18 protein-coding genes are annotated in these 21,590 nt (G+C 63.3%); 4 read left to right on the top strand and 14 right to left on the bottom strand.

Annotated features, from left to right (window positions below; translation table 11 throughout):
* Positions 1-36 precede the first annotated feature (36 nt).
* From METRZ18153_RS0107680 to METRZ18153_RS0107640, 9 genes are all read right to left on the bottom strand, one after another.
* Complete coding sequence (locus METRZ18153_RS0107680; protein ID WP_232415994.1) at positions 37-930, bottom strand: ABC transporter ATP-binding protein; 894 nt, start codon at positions 928-930, stop codon at positions 37-39.
* Positions 931-941: 11 nt separating this feature from the next.
* Positions 942-1,763, bottom strand: coding sequence for an ABC transporter permease (locus METRZ18153_RS0107675; RefSeq protein WP_008060904.1), 822 nt, complete (start codon positions 1,761-1,763; stop codon positions 942-944).
* 3 nt (positions 1,764-1,766) lie between these two features.
* Positions 1,767-2,630, bottom strand: coding sequence for an ABC transporter ATP-binding protein (locus tag METRZ18153_RS0107670; protein ID WP_020164173.1), 864 nt, complete (start codon positions 2,628-2,630; stop codon positions 1,767-1,769).
* The gene (locus METRZ18153_RS0107665; RefSeq protein WP_020164172.1) at positions 2,630-3,982 is read right to left on the bottom strand and encodes an ABC transporter permease subunit; all 1,353 of its coding nucleotides are present in this window, start codon (positions 3,980-3,982) and stop codon (positions 2,630-2,632) included. Before METRZ18153_RS0107665 ends, METRZ18153_RS0107670 begins: the two co-directional genes overlap by 1 nt.
* Positions 3,983-4,029: 47 nt before the next feature.
* On the bottom strand, positions 4,030-5,169 hold the full coding sequence (locus METRZ18153_RS0107660; RefSeq protein ID WP_232415993.1) for an ABC transporter substrate-binding protein: 1,140 nt from the start codon (positions 5,167-5,169) through the stop codon (positions 4,030-4,032).
* A gap of 123 nt (positions 5,170-5,292) precedes the next feature.
* A complete protein-coding gene (locus tag METRZ18153_RS0107655; protein WP_081629076.1) occupies positions 5,293-6,018 on the bottom strand; it encodes a cyclic nucleotide-binding domain-containing protein in 726 nt (241 codons plus the stop codon).
* A 10-nt stretch (positions 6,019-6,028) separates the two neighbouring features.
* Positions 6,029-7,141, bottom strand: a complete 1,113-nt coding sequence (locus METRZ18153_RS0107650) for a 2Fe-2S iron-sulfur cluster-binding protein (RefSeq protein ID WP_232415992.1) — start codon at positions 7,139-7,141, stop codon at positions 6,029-6,031.
* Positions 7,089-7,550 carry an aromatic-ring-hydroxylating dioxygenase subunit beta gene (locus METRZ18153_RS0107645; protein ID WP_020164168.1) on the bottom strand — a complete coding sequence of 154 codons (462 nt, stop codon included), beginning with the start codon at positions 7,548-7,550 and terminating at the stop codon, positions 7,089-7,091. The genes METRZ18153_RS0107650 and METRZ18153_RS0107645 overlap by 53 nt, the downstream gene beginning before the upstream one ends.
* 35 nt (positions 7,551-7,585) lie before the next feature.
* Positions 7,586-8,791 carry an aromatic ring-hydroxylating oxygenase subunit alpha gene (locus tag METRZ18153_RS0107640; protein WP_020164167.1) on the bottom strand — a complete coding sequence of 402 codons (1,206 nt, stop codon included), beginning with the start codon at positions 8,789-8,791 and terminating at the stop codon, positions 7,586-7,588.
* Between the two features lie 546 nt (positions 8,792-9,337).
* Between METRZ18153_RS0107640 and METRZ18153_RS0107635 the strand changes: the two genes are divergently transcribed.
* From METRZ18153_RS0107635 to METRZ18153_RS0107620, 4 genes are read left to right on the top strand one after another with little or no spacing between them, the layout of a single operon-like run.
* On the top strand, positions 9,338-11,071 hold the full coding sequence (locus METRZ18153_RS0107635) for a SulP family inorganic anion transporter (RefSeq protein ID WP_157257283.1): 1,734 nt from the start codon (positions 9,338-9,340) through the stop codon (positions 11,069-11,071).
* 45 nt (positions 11,072-11,116) lie between these two features.
* The gene (locus METRZ18153_RS0107630) at positions 11,117-14,023 is read left to right on the top strand and encodes a molybdopterin oxidoreductase family protein (RefSeq protein ID WP_020164165.1); all 2,907 of its coding nucleotides are present in this window, start codon (positions 11,117-11,119) and stop codon (positions 14,021-14,023) included.
* Positions 14,024-14,078: 55 nt separating this feature from the next.
* Entirely contained in the window at positions 14,079-14,810 is a 732-nt protein-coding gene (locus METRZ18153_RS0107625) for a 4Fe-4S dicluster domain-containing protein (protein ID WP_020164164.1), read from the top strand.
* 29 nt (positions 14,811-14,839) lie between these two features.
* Positions 14,840-15,781 (top strand): dimethyl sulfoxide reductase anchor subunit family protein, encoded by a 942-nt coding sequence (locus tag METRZ18153_RS0107620; protein WP_020164163.1) that lies wholly within the window; start codon positions 14,840-14,842, stop codon positions 15,779-15,781.
* Between the two features lie 295 nt (positions 15,782-16,076).
* Here the strand turns inward: METRZ18153_RS0107620 and METRZ18153_RS0107610 are convergent, their stop codons facing one another.
* The 5 genes from METRZ18153_RS0107610 to METRZ18153_RS0107590 all read right to left on the bottom strand — a co-directional run bounded on the left by METRZ18153_RS0107610 (position 16,077) and on the right by METRZ18153_RS0107590 (position 21,559).
* Positions 16,077-16,826 carry a sulfite exporter TauE/SafE family protein gene (locus tag METRZ18153_RS0107610; protein WP_020164162.1) on the bottom strand — a complete coding sequence of 250 codons (750 nt, stop codon included), beginning with the start codon at positions 16,824-16,826 and terminating at the stop codon, positions 16,077-16,079.
* A 39-nt stretch (positions 16,827-16,865) separates the two neighbouring features.
* A complete protein-coding gene (locus METRZ18153_RS0107605; protein WP_020164161.1) occupies positions 16,866-17,324 on the bottom strand; it encodes a Crp/Fnr family transcriptional regulator in 459 nt (152 codons plus the stop codon).
* Between the two features lie 154 nt (positions 17,325-17,478).
* Positions 17,479-18,918: a sigma-54-dependent transcriptional regulator gene (locus tag METRZ18153_RS0107600; RefSeq protein WP_020164160.1), complete on the bottom strand. Its 1,440-nt coding sequence runs from the start codon at positions 18,916-18,918 to the stop codon at positions 17,479-17,481.
* Positions 18,893-19,966 carry a sensor histidine kinase gene (locus METRZ18153_RS0107595; protein ID WP_232415990.1) on the bottom strand — a complete coding sequence of 358 codons (1,074 nt, stop codon included), beginning with the start codon at positions 19,964-19,966 and terminating at the stop codon, positions 18,893-18,895. Before METRZ18153_RS0107595 ends, METRZ18153_RS0107600 begins: the two co-directional genes overlap by 26 nt.
* A 933-nt stretch (positions 19,967-20,899) precedes the next feature.
* A complete protein-coding gene (locus METRZ18153_RS0107590; protein WP_081629075.1) occupies positions 20,900-21,559 on the bottom strand; it encodes a TetR/AcrR family transcriptional regulator in 660 nt (219 codons plus the stop codon).
* Positions 21,560-21,590 lie beyond the last annotated feature (31 nt).

Below are 21,590 nucleotides of genomic sequence, written 5' to 3'. Positions count from 1 at the left end.
CCGGGTGTCGACGCACGCGCCATGCGGCGCGACGTGTCACGCCCTCTGTGATCTCCTTGCATAGGATTCGACGAAGTCGGCCGCCGCCTTGCTGCCGCCGGCGAAGGACCTCATCGCCTCCTCGTGCAGCAGTGACAGTGCGGTCATCTTCACCTCGTTGGCGCGGTCGCCAAGGAAGAAGTCGGCCAGCTTGCGCGGCCGCGGAATGTCCACCTCGATGGTGGCTCTCACCCGGGTCGGGATGTTGCTCATGATGATCAGGCGGTCGGCCAGGAACAGCGCCTCATCGATGTCGGTGGTGACGAAGAAGGTGGTGCGGCGGGACTCCTCGTACAGCGCCGAGTAGTACTCCCACATCAGCTCCTTCGACATCGCGTCCAGTCCGCGGAAGGGCTCGTCGAGGATCATCACCTCTGGGTTGTTGATCATCGCGCGCGCCAGCTCCGCCCGGCGCTGCATGCCGCCCGACAGCTGCATCGGATACTTGCTGCGGAAGTCGCGCAAGCCTACCTTGTCGAGCAGGAACTCGGCGAGATCGCGCGCCTTCTTGTCGTCCTCACCTCGCGCAATCGGTCCGTACATGATGTTGTCGTAGGACGTCATCCACGGAAAGAGCGCCGACTCCTGGAACACCACCAGTCGATCCCGACCTGGCCCGGTGACCGGCTTGCCATTCAGCAGGATGTTGCCGCTCGTAGGCTTCTCGAAACCCGCGAGCAACTTGATCAGGGTGCTCTTGCCGCAACCGGAGGGACCGATCATCACGGTGAGCTTGCCGCGCTCGACATTGAACGAACAGTCCTTCACCACCTTCTTCTCGAACAGCCCCGTGCCGTAGGACTTGCAGACATTGCTGACGATCATCTCCCCGGCACTGATCGCGATCTTGCTGGTGATCGGCGCCATCGCACCGTGTTGTGCACTTGCCATGATTCGCCTCCTTACCGTGTTCTGAGCCAGGGCGTGAAGAAGCCGCCGATGCCGCGCAGAAGCTCGCTGCACGCATAGCCGGCGATGCCGATGCTGATCATTCCGATGACGATCTGCTCATAGGAGCCGCCGACATAGGAGTTCCAGATGAAGAACCCGAGTCCGCCGCCCGACCCCCCGCCGCCACCGCCGCCGGAAATCATCTCTGCGGCCACCACCACGTTCCAGGTGATGCCCATGCCCACCGATGAGCCCACGACGATGGACGGCACGGTCGCCGGCAGCACGATGCGCTTGAAGATGTCCCACTGCGACGAGCCCATCGCCTGCGCCGACTGGTAGAAGCGCATGTCGATCGAGCGCGCACCACCCAGCACGTTGATCACCACCGTGAAGAAGGCGCCGAGGAAGGTGACGAACGCAATCGACAGCTCTTCGGTCGGCCAGAAGATGATGGCGACCGGCACCCAGGCAAGCGGCGGTATCGGTCGCAGGATCTCGAATGACGGGAAGGTGATCGAATTGAAAGTTCGACTGACCGCCATCAGCAGGCCAAGCGGAATGCCTATCACCATCGCCGCGACGAAGCCGCTCAGTACGCGCATCAGACTCAGATACCAGCTCTGCCAGTAGCCGGTATCACCCAGAAGGTCCCACCACACCGCCAGAACGCTGGTCGGCGGTGGTACCAGTCCGATCCAGGGCATGGTGAAGCCCGCCCATTCCTTCGACCTCGATCCCGCCTCCCAGAGAATCAGGAAGACGGTGATCGACACGATGGCGCGCAGCGTGGTGCGGCTGAACAGCGAACGCCGTATCTTCTTCATGTTCATCGCTCAACCCTCCTTCTCGCCGGAGGCGAAGGACTTGCGCGCCTCTTCATGCACGACCGAGGCGGTTTCCTCTAGCAGTTCGCGGAAACGCGGGCTGGTCAGCACGCTGTAGTCCCGCGGATGCGGGATGTCGACCTCGAGCACCTTCTTCGGGCGGCAGGGACGCGTCGTCATGATCACCAGCTTGTGGCCGAGGAAGATCGCCTCTTCCAGGTCGTGGGTGATGAAGAAGATGGTCACCTTGTTCTTGTAGTAGATGTCGAGCAGCGACTCGTGCATCACCGACCGGGTCAGCGAATCGAGCGCCCGGTAGGGCTCGTCGAACAGCAGCACCTTGGGGTCGTTCATCAGTGCGCGCACGATCTCGACCCGCCGCCGCAGGCCCGACGACACCTCGCCCGGATAGTTGTGCTCGGTGCCGCTGAGGCCGGCATCCGCCATCATGCTGCGCGCCTTCTCGATGATTTCCTTCTTGCTCAGCTTGCCCTGCATCATCGGGCCGAAGGCGACGTTCTCGAGATTCGTCTTCCACGGGAACAGCGCGCCGTTCTGGAACACCACGATGCGGTCGGCGCCCGGGTCTGCCTTCGGCTTGCCAGGGCCGCAGAGCATCTCGCCATCCATGTAGATGGCGCCCGAAGTGATGTCGTGGAAACCTGCGATCGCGTTCAGCAACGACGTCTTCCCGCAGCCGGACGGCCCGACGATCATGCAGATCTCGCCCGCCTTGATGTCCAGCGTGCAGTGATCGACAGCCATTACGGCGGCACCTTCCGGATCGTAGATCTTGACCACGTCGTCGATCCGGATCGCCCCGTAGCGCGCCTCGTTGCCCTGCGTACGTACCTTCTCAAGCACAGCACTCATCACCGACCTCCCAGAGCCATTTCACGCAGACGCCACTGCATCATGTAGTTGCCGGCCACCCGGACCATCGCGCTCGTCGTGTAACCGACGATGCCGAGAGTCACCATGCCGATGATGATGGTGGGGTATCTGACCATCGTGTAGGACGTGTTGATCACGTAGCCCAGTCCGTACTGTCCGGACACCATCTCACCAGCCACCAGCGAGAACCACGCGACACCGACCGAGATCTGTAGCCCCGTGAATACGTAGGGCATGGATCCCGGAACAATCACCTCCTTGAACACCTGCCAGCGATTCGCCCCGAGACAGCAGGCGGCACGCGTGTAGGACTCGTCGATCGACTCCACACCGAGCATCGTGTTGAGTGCGGTCGCAAAGAAGGAGGCGAGGAAGGTGAGGAAGATGACCGGCGTCTCGCTGCCGGAGAACATGATGATGGCCAGCGGCACCCATGCGAGGATGGGGATAGGGCGAAGCAGCTCGAACACCGGGAATACGTACTCGCGGAAGCTGCGCGACCATCCCAGGAACAGCCCCAGCGGCACCCCGAGCACGGTCGCCAGCAGGAAGGCGATGGCTACGCGTCGTATGCTCACCCATATGTGCTGGTAGTACTCAGCCGTGTAGATCGACATGCCATAGACCGGATCCTCGGCGAACCACTCCTTCACCACCGTAGTCAGGCCCGGCAGATCCTCGAAACGCGGCAGCTTGAGCACCTCCACCGTCAGGTACCAGAAGCCCAGCATCAGTGCGAAGCCCACCATCATCAGGTAGGGGTCGGGGCTCCTCAGCCATTCGCCTGCCCGGTACATGGTCAGTGTCCACGCTGAAGCCGTCTGGGGCTCGGCCTCGTTCGAGGCGGGGGCATGTGTGTCACCCACCTTGGACAGCGTGGTCGGCACGCGCTCGGACACCGACGGCGGCAGGTAGTACTGCTGGCTGATGAGCTGGGAAAAGCTCTTCAGCGCCGCCTCGCCGAAATTGACGTCCTTGCGCAGAAGGTCGAGCAGGCGTGCGCCGTCGATCTTCAGGACTTCGGCCGCCTCGATACAGGCGACGTCGGCAAGCCGCACCTTCTCGCCCTCGAGTATCGCGGCCCAGCCGAAGACGTCGCCGACCTGCAGCTCCTTCTCATGCACACGCGCCTTGATTTCCGGATCTATCCGATGCGCTACCCGGCCCGAAACCAGTACGTAGACCTCTTCGGCTGGCTGACCAGCCCCGTAGATGACCTCACCCGCCTTGAAGACCTCATGTCTCGAGATCTCGGCAATGCCGTCCAGCGTTTCCGGCGACACGACCTGGAAGGGCAAGGTCCGCTTAAGCAAGCGTTCGACTTGTTCCATGTTCCCTCGCATTCAACGTGTGACGCGTCCGCCCCGTGCGGACGCGCTCAGTTACCCTTGTAGGCGGACTCCGGCAGCGCCTTGACGGCACCGATCGGCGAAGTCAGTCCGCGCTCCTTGAGGACAGCCTGGGTGAACTCGGGCATCACGGCTTCCGGGCGAAGCTTGTCGACGTTGATGCTCTTGATGGCGAACAGGAAGGCGGTGGCATCGGTAATGAGTGCCTGAACTTCGGGCGTGATCGTGAAGGGAAGCAGCAGGCGCTGATCGACGCCGCCGGCGCTGTCCGGATAGCGCAGGAACATGGAAGACCAGAGCGCACGCTCGGTGAAACCGGTGGTCTGTTCCATCGCCATGCGGGCGATTTCCTGCGCATTGGCAGGGTCAGCGAGGAAGAGCTGGGCATCGAGCTCCGCGTTCAGCCAAGCCTTCACGACATCCGGACGGGTGCGGATCAGGTCCTCACGCATGGTGAGAAAGCCGCCGTCGCTTTCGTCGACCGCCGTTCCGGACGCGACGCGCTTCGCCAAACCTTCCTGCACCAGGCGTGACGCCGTCGGCTCCCAGACCACCGCGGCGTCCAGCTTGCCGGCGCGGAAGCCGCTGGTGATGACTTCGATGTTCTGGTTTAGATAGGCGCCCGGGGTGATGCTCTCCTTCTTGAAGGTCTCCTGCGCGAAGCGGTCGGTGCAACTGCCCTTGGGCACCGCCACGTTCTTGCCGTTGAGCCACTTCAGTGCCTCCTTCGGCGATGCGAAGTTGGGCGCGTCCTTGCGGGCGAGAAAGATGTTGCACTGGTCCTTGCCCAGGCCGAGCGCGGCGACGATGCGGATGTCGGCGACCTGCTGCTTGGTCGTCGATACGATGCCCGGCATGTCGCCGACGTAGCCGATGTGCTGCTTGCCTGCGAGCATCGCATTGACGACGACCGCACCCTGGAGGCCCACCGCGAAGTCGACCTTGGAGCCCTTGGGCAGATACTTCTCGTAGAACTTCTTGCCGCGCATGACGACGCCCGACCACGACTCCGTGTAGTAGGGCTGATAGCCCACCACGAGCTTCACCGGTTCCCCCACCTTGCCGAAGTTGATGTCGCCGGCCTGCGCGACGCCACCTGCCAGCGCACACGCCGCCGCTGCAAGCAGCGTCGACACCATCCTGCATACCCGATTCCTGAGATTACCCATGGCAAACTCTCCTCCTGATTGTTGGTATGGACACCGAAGTCTCCGCACTGCCACATCACTGCATCTGCATACCTTCTCCTCCGTTCCTTCCGGATACTTCGGGACCGTCTGTCCGGTCCGGTACTAACTGTTCTGGGGTCCTGTCGTGTGGCGTGCGACCAGCGTCGCCAGCCGTCGCATCACCATCAGCCCCGAGGTCGGATCGGCCTCCAGCGCATCGAGCATGGCTTCGCCGTTCAGCCGCAACAGCACCGAGTCCTCATGGCAGACGGCGCGGGCGATGCGTCGAGGGTGCTGTTCCAGCAAAGCTGCCCAGCCGAACACTTCGCCCTTGCGCAACATGAAGCCCGCGAGCTTCGTGCGGTCATCGCGCCCTATCGTGAATTCCACGCGGCCGGACTCGAGCACGTAGAGGTCGTCGGCTGGATCGTCGACCTCGTAGATCACCGTGCCCGCCAAGAGCTGCTCCCGTCGGGCCAGTCCCTCCAGCCGCTCGAGCGACGCCGCCGAGACGTCCTTCAACATGTCCACCGCCTTGAGCGCACTCGACTGCAGCACGAAGATTTCGCCATCGCTGACCTCCACCTCGTACTTCTCGAGCGGCGCCTCGGCCAGGCCGACCGCCTCACCGGTCCGGATGTCCCACTGCCACAGATGCTGATGACAGGTGAGCAACTGGCCGTCGAAGTAACCTTCGTCGAGGCACACGTCCTGGTGCGGACACAGCCCCTGATATGCATGGAAGCACTCGCCAGCGTTCACGACGAGGATCTTCATGCCTTCGATGTCGTAGCTCTTCATCCCGTTGTCCGGGACGTCCGACGCGCTGCAGATTCGCTGTTTTTGCATGCCCGCAGTCCTAGCTGAATTTGTCGTACCGGATGTTGTCTGCGGTGACGCGCGACAGCAGCAGCATCCGGATCGAGGCATCGACCGCCGGTGGCGGCCCTGCAAGGTAGGCAATGACGTTGCCCAGGCGTCCCACCATGTGCCGCTTGGCCACCTCGTGAACGAAGCCACGATCGAAGCGGATCAGCGGGTAATCGTTCACCAGCGAGGACGGGGGGTCCTCGTCGCTCAACGCGACGGTGACGGCGAGCCCCTCGCCACAGACACGACGCAAGCGGGTGAACTCGTCGAGAAAGTACACATCGCGCGAGGTACGGACTCCGAAGAACACATCGCCCGAATGGCGGCCGAAGTACTCGTCCTGCTCGGCACGCGAAAGGATGGACATGACGCCAGCGATGCCGCTGCCGCCAGCGATGCACAGCAGGTCGCGTCCGAGGCTGGGGTAGAAGGTTGCGTGCCCCAGCGGCCCGAACAGCGACACACGTGTCCCGACACGCGATGCGGCGCCGAACAACCAGTCCGAGAGCACACCGCCCGGCTTGCGGCGGACGACGAAGCGCAAGGTGCGCGCATGGCGATCGAAATTGACCATCGACCACCCGCGCATGCCTTCCACCTCATCGACACCGAGCAGCACGAACTGGCCGGCGTCGAATTCCACCGGTGCGTCGGTTTCGACATCGATCAGCATCACGTCGTGCGTGAGCATCCCGGTCGAGGCGATGCGCCCGGCACCTGCGCAGGGCACGCAGGAGCCGGTATCCATCATCTGCACGAAGGCTGGCACCTCGGCCACGACATCGGTCCGGGCCACGCATTGACACATCAGGAACTCATCTGCCGACTTCAGGCTCTTGCGTCCGGGTGCGTCAGGCCAGGCGTCATCGATGTCGCCCGACACCCGCTTCGCCTTGCAGGTCCCACAGGTTCCACTTGCACATTCATAGGGAAGCGCGATGCCCCGCGCCAGACCACCGTGCAGGATCTTCTCGCCCGGTGAGGCTTCGAACAGATGTGTACGGTTTCGTGCGTTGACCTGGATCTTCATGTCGTGTCCCCGGCCGAGGTCAGAACGGAATGTGATAGCCGTAGCCGAGCAGCCGCGTATCGAGGCGCACATTCCGACTGCGCAAGGCCGGGCCGTCATGGCCCAGCGTCACCGTGTCGTAAAGCTTGCCCACCGCGAACAGCTCGGTTTCGCCACCATCCAGCGTGGTGCGGAACACCTCTATCGTGCTGGTGACGCTGGCCTCTTCGGCCGCTTCATCAATGTCGACCAGGCAGACATTGATGTGACGGCTGATCGGCGACTTGTCGCTGTTGTGCCGATGCAGGTTGTCGAACAGCGACTTCATGCCTGCCTTGTCATGCTCGAGCCACGTCATGTCCTTGCGGATCTCCGGGCTGTATGTAGTGATCCGGTATTGGTAATCCGGCGCACACAGGTCGAGATAGCCCTTGAAATCGCGCTCGTCCATGATCAGACCGGATCTGTGGATGAGTTCGGTAATGGCGGTTCTGGTATCCACGCTTGCCCTCTCGTATCGGTTCGGTTGATCAGGAGTCACTTCGCCACAGCAGCCTGTTCGCCGTACGGGTCGTAGGCCTTGCGTCCCATGCGGCGGCTCCATTCGGCATAGAAGTGACGCATCCCGCCCTCGTCATGGATGGTCATGTTCTCTTCGCGCCCATGAATCACCCACCGACTGTCGGTGCGCTCGCGCATCGCAAGTCCCTGGCCGTGGACGCCAAGCAGGTCCTCGTGCAGGTTGCGGCCGAACGGCCCCCAGATCATGTTGTGGTCGCGGATGCGCTCAGCGCGTTGCTCAGGCGTATCGCTCTTGAGCCCGAGTCCGCGGAACTCGATCAGCAGCTTGTTCGGACCGAGCGGAATCGCCGTGTCCATGCGCAGCACCGAGGTGCGCAGGTTGTAGGTCATGCCGGGGAAGATATCGATGAGCACCCAGCCGCCAGGAGCCAGACCAGGCCAGCCCACACCGCGTGCCTTGCTGCCCTCGTAGGCGTCGTACTTGATCGCCATCGAGCCGACCGAAGCGTGTCCGTTGGGATACCCGGTGTACTTCCGATCGAAGTAGCCCGGCTGGATCATGCCGGTGATGCGATTGAAGTAATGCATGTAGTCGTGATAGAACTCGCTGTTCGTGTCGTGCCACAGCTTGTAGTTCGTATTCACGACCGCCTTGTGGTAGTGGAACACCTCGAGCGGCTGTTCGAGATGCTCATCGAGCATGCCCATCGCCTCGCCGATGTATTCCTTCAGCGTGCAGCTCTCGTCATCGACGTTAACCCACACGAAGCCACCGAACCCGAGTTCGGTCTTCACCTCGCGCAGTCCTGCATCCTTGCAGCCGAAGCGGTCCTGATAACCCTCCTTGCCGCGGGAAATGTCGATGCAGTCGCCGGTCGCGTTGAACGACCATGCGTGGAAGATGCAGGTGATGCGCTTGGCGTTTCCGACCGGTTCGTAAAGAAGCGTGTTGCCGCGATGCGGGCAGATGTTGTAGAAGGTCCGCACCTTCATGTCCTCACCGCGGATCACGATGAGCGGCGGCCCGCCAGGATGGCTGAACGTGCGGTAGTCGTAGGCGTTCGGAATCTCCGACTCGTGGCAGGCAATGATCCAGCACTTGTTGAAGATCTTGCGCTGCTCGTCGAGAAAGATGTCCTCTTCGGTATAGATGCGCGTGTCGACATAGTGAGATTCGGGGAAGCTCGGCGTCTGCTTCCACTCCACTGCGTTGCGAGACATGTGAGGTCCTTTCCGGTACGTAGCGAGGTGATGTCGTACTGCTGCTCGGATCGACGGTGATGCGCCGATAACCCGACTTAGCAGAAGGCGTGCCGGCAGCAGAAAACTGACTGCGTCAATACGTCAGAACCTTTGCTGCGCGGCCTTCTGCGCGCTACGCGTCGGCCCGCCTCGACGACTTCACCGCGACGCTCTCTCCGCCGCGACCGGGCGTGCGGTTTCCTCGTGAAACACCGCAGCGTTTCCTGAGGAAACACCATCACCTCGGCAACTGTCGGCAGCGCACGGTGCCACCCCCATCGCAGGCCGGAAGCCAGCTCCGCAATCCTCTCTGTACGGCCTTGATGCCTCGCCCGTTACGCCTTTGCGCTGCATAGGCGCATGAGCCGTGGCACTGAACTTGCGTAGGGGGTCGGTCATGCGCTCCCTCTATTCATCGCACGCCACAGCCTCAGCCCGCCGTCGATGCACACCTCCAACCCGGAAGCCCGACGCTTGAATCCACTCTCCAACCGCGCCCACAGAACCGGTCTGTCATTGCTGCCGATGCGACGCTGGTGGTCGATGGTCAACCGGGCATCGCTACGCAGCGACGCCGTTGCTGGCCTGAGCGGAACCATCATCCTGCTGCCCCAGGCGGTGGCCTACGCCCACATCGCCGGAATGCCACCGGAGTACGGTCTCTACGCCGCGATCATTCCGGTCATCTTTGCAGCATTGTTCGGCTCGTCGCGACATCTGGTATCCGGCCCGACCGCGGCGCTCTCCATCGTGGTTTTCTCGACCATCAGTCCGCTGGCCGAGCCGGGCAGCGCGACCTACATCGCCTACGTCCTGACGCTCACCTTCATGGTCGGCCTGATGCAGCTTGCGCTCGCGTTCGCGCGCATGGGCATGCTGGTGAATTTCATCTCGCACAGCGTCGTCATAGGCTTTACCGCCGGCGCGGCCATACTGATCGCAGTGAGTCAGCTGAAGAACTTCTTCGGCCTGCACTACGGCTCCGGCGGAGAGTTCTTCGGCACGCTGTCCCGCTTTGCGGCAGCAGCCGGTGACATCAACTGGCAGGTGGCAGGGGTGGGTGCGGTAACGCTCGCGGCCGGGATACTCACCAAACGCCACCTGCCACGCGTGCCCTACATGATCGTGGCCATGGTGGTCGGCAGCCTCTATGCGCTGGGTGTGAAAGCGATGCTCGGCCACGATGCGGGCATCGAGACGGTGTCGGAAATTCCGCGCAGCCTGCCGCCGCTTTCTGCACCGATGCTGTCAATGGAGGTGCTGCACCAGCTCGGCGCAATCGCGCTCGCCGTCACCCTGCTGTCGCTGACCGAAGCGCTGTCCATCGCGCGCGCCGTAGGGGCGAAATCCGGCCAGCACATCGACGGCAACCAGGAGTTCTTCGGTCAGGGCCTGGCCAATCTGGCCGGGAGCTTCTTCTCGGGCTATGTGTCGAGTGGATCGTTCACGCGCAGTGGAATCAACTACGAAGCAGGAGCGGTAACACCGTTGTCGTCGGTCTTCTCCGCCGGCTTCCTGGTTCTGACCCTGCTGTTTTTCGTGCCGCTCGCGCGCTACCTGCCGATCGCGTCGATGGCCGCCATCCTGTTCATGGTCGCCTACGCGCTGATCGACGTGAAGCACATCCGCGCCGTCATGCGCACCAGCCGGCGCGAGTCCGCGGTGCTGTTCGCGACGCTGGCCTCCACGCTCGTGTTCCAGCTCGAATTCGCGATCTACGCCGGCGTCATTCTTTCACTGGTGCTCTACCTCGAACGCACCGCGCGACCGGGCATACGCGCCGCCGTGCCCGCACCCGGCGAAGGCCAGTACCACTTCGTTCCGCAACGCGACGAGCCGGATTGTCCTCAGCTGAAGATGGAGTTCATCGACGGCGAACTGTATTTCGGCGCAATCGACCACGTGAAGCGTCACCTGCACCAGCTCGAGGAAGTTCATCCGGAGCAGAAACATCTGCTCGTCCTGGCGCCCGGCATCAACTTCATAGATGCATCCGGTGCGGACCTGCTTGCGGAAGAGGCACGGCGACGGCGCGCGCGTGGTGGAGGGCTCTACTTTCATCGGCTGAACGAGCAGGCGCGCAGCACGCTCGAGCGCGGCGGCCAGCTCGACGACATCGGACGGGACAGGCTCTTCGCGATCGGCGACGACGTGATCGGCACGCTTTACCCGCACTTCGACCCTCGGATCTGCGCGAACTGCCGGTACCGCATCTTCCGGCAATGCAAGGAATGGCTACCCGATGGCAGCCCCCGCTGACCGCCGGCAGGCGCCACAAACGTCAATCTCACCATGGAGTCATCGATGAGCACAGTCCGTCTGTCGAACCCGCACGCCGAGCCGGTGGAGGAACTGGATGTCAAGAAGACCACCTGTTACATGTGCGCCTGCCGCTGCGGCATCCGCGTGCATCTGCGCAACGGCGAAGTCCGCTACATCGACGGCAATCCGGACCACCCGCTGAACCAGGGCGTCATCTGTGCCAAGGGTGCGTCAGGCATCATGAAACAGCAGTCGCCGGCCCGGTTGACCCAGCCCCTGATCCGCAGACCCGGCACCGAGCGTGGTGCCGGAGAGTTCGACGAGATCAGCTGGGAAGAAGTTTTCGCACTGCTCGCCGAGCGCCTCAAGAAACTGCGCGAAACCGATCCGAAGAAATTCGCGCTGTTCACCGGCCGCGATCAGATGCAGGCGCTCACCGGCATGTTCGCCAAGCAGTTCGGCACGCCGAACTATGCAGCGCACGGCGGCTTCTGCTCGGTCAACATGGCGGCCGGCATGATCTACACGATAGGCGGCTCCTTCTGGGAATTCGGCGGCCCCGACCTCGAACGCTCGAAGCTGTTCATCATGATCGGCACGGCGGAGGACCACCACTCCAATCCGATGAAGGTGGCGCTGTCGAAGTTCAAGCGCAATGGCGGCCGCTTCGTGTCCATCAATCCGGTACGCACGGGCTATTCGGCAATCGCAGACGAGTGGGTGCCGATCAAGCCGGGCACCGACGGCGCCCTGCTGCTGGCGCTCTGTCACGAGATCATCGCCAAGGGGCTGTACGACCGGGAATTCCTGGCCCGCTACACCAACGCCGGCCAGCTGGTGATGCAGAACCCCGACGCCGACGATTTCGGGCTGTTCGCGATGGACCCGGAGGGCGATCCGGTGAACCCAGACTACCCGCACAACAAGTACTGGTGGGACCGCCTGACCGACAAGCTGGTCCCGACCCACACGCCTGGCGCCGACCCGCGCCTGCGCGGCTGCTACGCACTGCCCGACGGCACGCCGGTGAAGCCGGCGTTCCAGCTGCTGCTCGACCGCCTCAAGAGCTACACGCCGGAATGGGCGGAAAGCATCTGCGGCGTTCCGGCGGACACCATCCGCCGGCTGGCGCACGAAATGGGCGTGACGGCCCGTGACCAGAAGATCCACCTGCCGATCTCGTGGACCGACTCCTGGGGCGTCGAGCACGACCACGTGACCGGTAACCCGGTGTCCTTCCACGCGATGCGCGGACTGGCCGCACATTCGAACGGATTCCACACGATACGTGCGCTGGCCATCCTGATGTCGCTGCTGGGCACCATCGATCGCCCGGGTGGCTTCCGGCACAAGGCGCCCTTTCCGCGCGCCATACCACCGATCGCCAAGCCTCCGCGCGGGCCGCAGGCGGTCAAGCCCAACAGTCCGCTGGACGGCATGCCCCTGGGCTTCCCGGCTGACCCGGCAGACCTCTGCGTCGATGACGATGGGCGACCGGTACGCATCGACAAGGGCTTCTCGTGGGAATACCCGCTGTCGGCGCACGGCCTGATGCACAACGTGATCACCAACGCCTGGCGCGGCGATCCGTACCCGATCGACACCCTGCTCATCTTCATGGCGAACATGGCATGGAACTCGACCATGAACACCAGCGAAGTGCGCCAGATGCTGAACGACAAGGGCGAGGACGGCGAATACCGCATTCCGTTCATCGTGGTCTGCGACGCCTTCCAGTCGGAGATGACAGGCTTCGCCGACCTCATCCTGCCCGATACCACCTACCTGGAACGCCACGACGTGATGTCGATACTCGACCGGCCGATCTCCGAGTTCGATGGTCCGGTCGACTCGGTACGCATTCCGGTGGTGGAGCCCAAGGGCCAGTGCAAGCCCTTCCAGGAAGTACTGATCGAGCTTGGCAGCCGGCTCGGCCTGCCGGCATTCGTGCGGCCGGATGGCTCGCGCAAGTTCCGCGACTACCCGGACTTCATCGTGAACTACGAAACCGAACCGGGATCGGGCATCGGCTTCCTTGCCGGCTGGCGCGGCGTGGACGGTCAGAAGGCCATACGCGGTGAGCCCAATCCGAAGCAGTGGGAAATGTACGCAAAGAACAACTGTGTCTTTCACTACGTGCTGCCCGCGTCCTACCAGTACATGCGCAACTGGAACAAGGGCTATATGGAGTGGGCGCAGCGGGTACGCATGCGCCGTGACGCGGATCCGATCCTGATCCACCTGTACTCCGACGTGATGCAGCGCTTCCGGCTGGCCGCGCAAGGAAAGCGGCCGGGCCGCCGGCCGCCGCCCGAGCTGCGCGAGCGCGTCGAGAAGTACTTTGACCCGCTGCCCTTCTACTACCCGCCGCTGGAATCACAGAGCACCGACACCACGCGCTACCCGCTGAACGCCGTGACGCAGCGGCCGATGGCGATGTACCACTCGTGGGATTCGCAGAACGCATGGCTGCGGCAGATCCATGCGCACAACTACCTCCATGTGAATCCGGCCACTGCGCGTGCCGCCGGCATCAGCGACGGTGACTGGATGTGGGTGGAATCGCCCTGGGGCAAGGTGCGCTGCATGTGCCGCTACAGCGAGGCGGTCGAGGCCGGCACCGTCTGGACGTGGAACGCGATCGGCAAGGCAAGCAACGCGTGGAACCTCGGGCCCATGGCCAACGAGGCGCGCAAGGGCTTCCTGCTGAACCACCTGATATCGGAAGAACTTCCGATGCAGGGCAGTTCGCGGCGAACGTCGAACTCGGACCCGGTGACCGGGCAGGCGGCCTGGTACGACGTGCGCGTGCGCATCTATCGCGCCGGCGACGACGAACCGAAGGAAAGCTGGCCGCAGTTCGAACCGATGAAGACCCTGCCGGGCGTCACGAAGGCACGCCCGGGTGTTCTGACCTACTTCGTCGGCAACTGGAAGAAGCGCTCATGAGCCCCCCGACCCATACCTTCGCCCGCGAACGCGGACTGTGCGCAGGAGACATGCAATGACCCAGCTGGCACTCGTGATCGATCTCAACGTCTGCGTGGGCTGCCAGGCCTGCGTGACGAGCTGCAAGTCGTGGAACACATCGGGCACGGCTGGGTCACTGGCCGACCTCAGTCCCTACGATGAAGACCCGACGGGCACCTTCTTCAACCGGGTGCAGACCTTCGAGGTCGGCAGCTACCCGAACACCGAAACAGTGCACTTTCCGAAGTCGTGTCTGCACTGCGAGGACCCGCCGTGTGTTCCGGTCTGCCCGACCGGCGCCAGCTACAAGCGGGCCCAGGACGGCATCGTGCTCGTCGACTACGACAAGTGCATCGGATGCAAGTACTGCTCCTGGGCCTGTCCCTACGGTGTCCGCGAGCTCGATCCGGAGCGCAAGGAAATGACCAAGTGCACGCTGTGCGTGGACCGCATCTACAACGAGGCGCTGCCCGAGCGTGACCGCAAGCCGGCGTGCGTGCTGGCCTGCCCGACCAGCGCACGCATCTTCGGCGACGTGCACGATCCCGATTCGTCGGCGTCGAAGGCGATACGCGAGCGCGGCGGCTACCAGCTGATGCCCGAATGGGGCACCGAACCGTCCAACCACTATCTGCCGCGCCGCAAGACAGAAATGACCATACGGCCCGATCAGATCGTGCGCACCGACAACCCGCTGAAAGTGGATGGCCTGAAGCCGATGCCTGACGCCAGCACACCGGCGCTGGACGACGCCGCAAGCTGGTAATCCACTCCCTCATTCAACAGGACGACACGATGAATCCCGCCTTCTCCGTCATTCTGCTCACGACGCTCACGGGGGCCGCTCAGGGCCTCTTCCTGGCACTTTTCGGGTGTGAGCTCGCGCATGCGCTGAACCTGTCCGCCCCGATGCCGGGGCACGATTTCTACGTCGTTGGCGCACTCATCAGTCTTGCGCTGTCGGGCGCCGGGCTGATCGCGTCGTTCTTCCACCTGGGGCGGCCCGAGCGTGCCTGGCGCAGTGCGGCGATGTGGCGCACCTCCTGGCTTTCGCGCGAGGTCATCGTGCTGCCGGCCTTCATGGCTACGACGGCGCTGTATGGACTCAGCCACGCCATGGACTGGCCACTTACCCTGGCGACGGGCGCGATCGGCGCGGTGCTCGCGCTGGCCCTCTTCGTCTGTACGGGAATGATCTACGCATGCCTGAAGTTCCTTCAGGAATGGGCCAGCCCGCTCACCGTGATCAACTATCTGGTACTGGGCTGCGCCTCCGGTCTGACGCTGGCCAGCGCCTACGCGGCGCTCAGCGAAGCGGAACTGATGCTCGTGATGAGCTCGCTGGCCATCGCGCTGACCCTGACCGGTCTGGCCACGCGCAGCGCATCCCTGCTGCGCAACGCACGACTGCGGCCGCGCTCGTCGCTGCAGACCGCGATCGGCATCCATCATCCGCGCATCGCACAACGTTCCCAGGGTTTGATGGGTGGCTCCTTCAACACCCGCGAATTCTTCCATCACAAGACGCTGCACTTCCTCCGCTCGGTAAAGTGGACCTTCCTGCTGCTGGCCTTCGTGCTGCCTGTTCTGCTGCTCAGCGCAGGTGCTGCGACCGCTTCGCCCCCCCTACTTTGGCTGGCCTTCGCGGTCCAGTACGTCGGTCTGCTGGCCGAACGCTGGTATTTCTTCGCACAGGCCAACCACCCGCAGAACCTTTACTACCAGACCATCTCCTGACCCGTGGTTGCGGGCTGCGGCCCGCAACCGGCGGTGTCCGGTTCTGCCCTCTCATCGCAGCGCAGTCGACCGCCCGCAGGCATTCCAAGTCAAGGCTGTTCGGCGCCGCGCAACGACAGCGCGCATTGCCGCCAGTCATCACTCACCGTCCTGCAGCACATACGGCCACCGCAGTTGCCGCAGCGCGCCGTCACTCGCCAGCACGCGCAGCGCCGCCACGAGGGCGCAACACGAATCGCGATTGCCTGCACCGAGTCCGGTGCCGAGTGGGAGGAGCGCGACGCGCTCACGCGTTCTAGTATCCGCCGACAGCCTTGACCAGCAGCCCGCTACCGACCGCCAGGCAAAGCACGCCAACCCAGAAGCGCAGACGCTGCGCGTTGATGGCGTGCACGATGCGCGCGCCTATCAGCACACCCGCCAGTTCGAACAGCACCAGCGCGCCCGCGAGGCCGAAATCGATGACGCCGAAGCGCAGATTGCCAAGCGTGCCTGACGCACCCGCCAGGATCTGTATCACCTGACTGGTGCCTATCGTCGTCAAGGGGGCGAAGCCTGCGAGCACCATCATCGGTACTGACAATGCCGGCCCACCGACACCGGTCAGCCCCGAGCCGAATCCGGCCACACCACCCAGACCGAACAGCATGGCGCGCTGCAGACCGGGGTGACCGTGCAGCGCGGGGCGCCGTGGCCGGCCGCGCGAAGCCAGTGTGTAGACGCCGGCCAGACAGACCACCAGCGCGAGCAGAACCATCAACAGCGATGCGTCGAGCAGCGCGTTAACCCAGGCGCCCGCGAAGCCGCTGATCAGTGCGCCCGCACATACCGGCACCGTGATGCGCAGGTCGATGCTGCCATGGCGCATGAAGGCGATGGTGCCGACGATGCCGGTGAATACGAAGGTGAACAGCGCGGTGGCCATCGCCGACTGTATGCTCAATCCGCCGATCAGGTTGAGCGCCGGAATGAGCAGAATGCCGCCCACACCCACCGCGCCAATCAGCGTACCGACCGCGAGTGCGATCAGCATCAGCAATGCCATGATGCATCTCCCGATGCGAGCCTTGCGCCGCGCGGGCGTTCAGCCCGCGGCGAACGAAGTGAAAGTGCCCGTGATCAGGAGATTGAGTTGTTTCATGATGCGGTAGCCCATCGTGTGGTCCGCATCCATCAGCATCAGAAGGCGCGTGCCGTCTATCGCCAGTACGCGACAGTCGGTCACGCAGGAGGCAGTGGCGATGCGCCCCTGCGCCTCCGGTACCAGCGCTGCCCAGCCGAAGACCTGTCCGCGCTCGAGCACATCACCCGCCGAGGTGTTTCTGCCGCCTACGCCAATGGCGAACCTGACCTTGCCATCGAGCAGCACGTAGAGCGACTTCACCGGATCGCCGATGTTGTAGATCCGGCTGTGCTGCGCCCAGTCCTCGGGGCGCGCGATGAGCGTGATGGCGTGCAACTGCGCATCACTCAGCCCGGTGAAGAACGGCGCCTGCCTGAGAACACTGAAAGGCGTATGCAGCGGACTCGAAACCCCGGTCATGCCAACCTCTCATTCAACCTGTCCGTACAGTGCTATGCACTATCCATACCATGTCCGGACGGCCCTCAGGACGCGCTATCGAACGTCGAAATGCATCGCGTGTTTCCAGGAGAAACACAGATGAGGTTCAAAACGAAACACGACGCCTGTGCGCTCAAGACATCTGATGGTCCAGTTGCATGTCCTCGGCGCGCCCCCGGTCCTTCATCAGTCCCCAGCGACGGCGACGCATCCACAGCGCCTTGCGGCCGATGCCGAGCAAGGCGGCAAGATCGCGGTCGCAGTAGCTGTCCTGGTAGCGAAGAATGCTGTGGCGGATGTAATCCTCGATCGACATGGGCCCCAGCGCATCACCGGCCGCGGACGACGCGCTCGGCCGCGACAGCGTGGCCTGCGGCAGCGTGTCGAACTGTTCGTCCAGAGACAAGGTGTCGCCTTCGGCCATGATGATGGCTCGCTCCATCACGTTTTCCAGTTCGCGGATGTTGCCCGGCCAGGGGTACTCCCGAAGGAAAGCGACGAACTCGTCGGACATGCCGCGGATCCGCATGCCCAGCCGCTTGCAGTGGCGTTCGAGGAAATAGCGTGCAAGCAGTTCGATATCGTCGCCCCGTTCTCGCAAGGGCGGCACCTGGATGGTGATCACGTTCAGACGGTAGAACAGGTCGGCGCGGAAGGTGTTGCTCTCGGTCTCCGCGCGCAGATCGCGGTTGGTCGCAGCAACGAAGCGGGTATCGGTGTGATAGGTCTGGGTGGCGCCGACCGGTCTGACCTGGCGCTCCTGTATGACGCGCAGCAGCTTCACCTGAACATTCAGCGGCAGTTCGGATATTTCATCCAGGAACAGCGTGCCGCCGCTCGCCTCGCGTATCAGGCCCTCGCTCGTGCTGACCGCGCCGGTGAAGGCCCCCTTCACGTGGCCGAACAGTTCGGACTCGATCAGATCGGACGGAATCGCGCCGCAGTTGATCGCGACGAAGGGCCGCTCCGCCCGCTCGCCACCGAAGTGTATGGCCTGGGCGACCAGTTCCTTGCCGGTGCCGCTCTCTCCCTGGATCAGCACATTGGTGTCGGTCGATGCGACACGGGAAATCATCGCCAGCATGCGCTTGACGCCATCGCTTTCGCCGATGATGGTGCGCTCGCCGTAGGCACGACGCAGGCTGCGCCTGAGCGATCGGTTCTCGCGGCGCGTCCGCTGTTCGGCGAGCACACGCTCGACCGCGAACAGGAACTCGTCGTTGTCGAAAGGCTTGATCAGATAGTCGACCGCGCCCTTTCGCAGGGCGTCTATCGCGTTCTCCAGCGACGAGTAGCTGGTCATCAGGATGACCGGCAGGTCCGGTCTTTCAGCCTTGCTGGCGGCCAGGATATCGAGTCCCGACGTATCGGGCAGGCGCAGGTCGGTGATCAGCAGATCCACCTGTTCGGCGGCGAGATGGGCCAGTCCGGAAGCACCGTCATTGAACACCGCGCAGGCGTAGCCGCGGCTGCTGAGCAGCATTTCCACGCAGACGGCGATGCCGGGGTCGTCCTCGATGACCAGTATCCGCTCCGGGCGCATCAGATCATGCTTGTTCGCTTTGGCGCTCATGCTGTGTCCTCGCTGAATGAGCAGGCAGGTCGATCTCGAACGTCGCTCCGCCATTGGGATTGTTGTAGGCGCGCAGTTCGCCGCCGTGCTCGCGCACGAATTCGTAGGCGATGGCCAGTCCGAGACCGGTGCCCTGTCCGGAGGAACGCGTCGTGAAGAAGGGCTCGAAAATGCGCGGCAGCACCTCTTCCGGGATTCCGGGACCGGTGTCGGAAATGCGGACCAGCACCCGTCTGTCTGCCGTCATCGCGGTGGTGACGAAAATCCGCCCCGCGTCACCGACCGCATGTGCGGCATTGATCAGGATGTTGTAGATCACTTCCTGCAACTGACCGGCGTTGCCGAGCACCAGCGCACCAAGCTCCGGAAAGTGTTCGACCGACACGGTTTCCTTGCACAGCCCCTGGCGCAGCAGCACGATGGCTTCGATGATGGAGGCGTCGATCTCGAACGGCACCCGCGGCTCATCGCCCACGCGCGAGAAATCGACCATGCGCCGCGATATGTCCATCACGCGACGCACATTGTCCGAGACGATCCGCAAGCCCTTCTGCAGCGCCTCGGCACTGACGTCGGAGCGACCCAGCAGCATCTGCATCATCGACTGTACCGCGGTCAGCGGGTTGCTGATCTCGTGGCAGACGCCCGCCACCATGAAACCCAGTGACGCCAGCCGGTCACGCTGCAGTTCCGCCTGCGAGGTCGTCATCTGCTCGCTGCGGTCCTCGATGAACAGCAGCATTCCATCGCGCACTGCGCTCATCCATACACGCTCGTGCAGCCACCGTCCGTCGATCGCGCGGGCCACGTCGCGGAAGCGCTCGCAAGGGCCGGGCCCGGCTTCGCACAACGCATCCCAGTACGCCGGGAGCAGCTCGCGCAGATGCTGTTCACCCGCAATAACGGTGATTCCCAGACCCGGAAGTGGACGGCTCACCGCCACAACGAATCCATCCGGGTCAAGCATGATCGTCGGCCACGGGAAGGCATGCAGCAACTCCGCGTGACACAGATCCATCCGAGCGTTATCCATCGGCATCTTCATCATTGGAACCGTTTGCGCATGGCATCGACGGCAGCAGGCGGTCCCCGACGGAAGGTCGGGGTCGTAGTGCCGTGCGGTCGTCCCGCCCTGGTGGCGGGAATGAGGGCTCAGTGCCTGAGTAGACAGGACGTCATGAGCGCGTGCGGGCCCGCCGGATCATCGGATCGTGACGCGACTGAGTCGAAGGCGACTGCGAGGACGTCAGCTCTTTGAATCATCGTTTCCTCCTTGTCCAGACATCCGTTCTGGGCCATCGGAGAGGGCCCGGATCAAATGAATCGGCTTGTCGTCCCGATTGCAGTGAGATGTAGGGACACCTCGCGGCGCGGTCGGGCTGCGCAGTCTGCGCACGTGCCTGGAACACGTAAAAGCAAGATCTGAACCGAGCTGTCAGACCCGCGTCACGCATCCCTGATGACTCGGGTTATAACCCAGACCGATCGTTCGGTACAGAGTGAGCACGAATCGAGTTCCGAGCCACCCGTCGGTCAGCAGCACAGATCATCATCCACCGGAGCGGGGATGTTTATCCGTATCCGCTTGACTCATGCCTGGAGGTGATGTGCACCGTGTTCTGGCGGAAGGCCATCCGGGTGCCGGCTCCGGAACATCCTTGAAGACGCTGCGGCAGGGCCGCGCTTGAGCCGGGTCTGCGCCTACACGCTGCAGATTCGTTGAGAGATGCCTTCGGCGCGCGCCGGTATCCTATCGCCGACGAACCGGACGATACGGTCCGTGCCGTGGCAGAACGGACGCGAGATGACCAAGCACAGATGTGCGGGCCTGCATTGAGTTGCGGCACTTCTACGAAAAACCGCTCACCCGGTCAGGGACCACAGCGCCTTCAGCCACCCGTCAGCCCGCAGGCGGGGTGTCGAAATGCACCCGATGCCAACTGCTGAAGTGGCATCGACTACCAGTGGCCGGAATGCTGCTCTATGCGGCCGTTGCGCGGACCACGCCATCGACAATGTCGTCTATCAGGCAGCCACGCATCCGCTTGAGGTTCGCGAAGGGGTAACGCCCGACAGTGAGCACGCCGTGCAGGTAACCTAGCGCCTTCAGGAAGACAAGGTCGCTATGCAGATGAATCTGCTCCGCGGCGATCGGACGGCCACACGCGCAGTCGCTCACCCGCTCTCTGGTCAGGCTGAGCAGCTGCTGCGCGACGACGTCCTCCTCGTCGAACACGATGCGCTCGCGCTCGTCGTCGACGCTGGTTGACAGATACACCATGCGATAGCGCTCCGGATGTCTTTCCCAGTAGTCCAGATACACATCGACATGGGCCTTCAGCCGCTCGACCGGCGGCTGGCTTACGTTGCTCGCCTGCTTCAGGCACTCGAACAGCTCGCAGAAGAAGTCGAGCCAGATGTGCTTGACGAGATCCTGCTTGCTGACGAAATAGCCGTAGAACGCCATCGGCGAGATACCGACGGCCTTGGTAACGGCGCGTACCGACACGGCTTCATAGCCTTGTCGACTGTAGATGTCCTTGGCTTCGGCAAGGAGTTGTTCGCGAAACCTAGCCTTGCCTTCCTGGCCACGTATCCGCGAGCGTTTTTCCGGGGTCGCGAGTTTTGAATTGTTTGGCATGGGCTGAACAACATTGGTCAGACAGCACGTA

This window comes from Methyloversatilis discipulorum (assembly GCF_000385375.1).
In the GTDB taxonomy this organism is placed as follows: domain Bacteria; phylum Pseudomonadota; class Gammaproteobacteria; order Burkholderiales; family Rhodocyclaceae; genus Methyloversatilis; species Methyloversatilis discipulorum_A.
The sequence above is the reverse complement of the archived record's forward strand: the minus strand, read 5'-3'. Positions and strand labels throughout refer to the sequence as shown.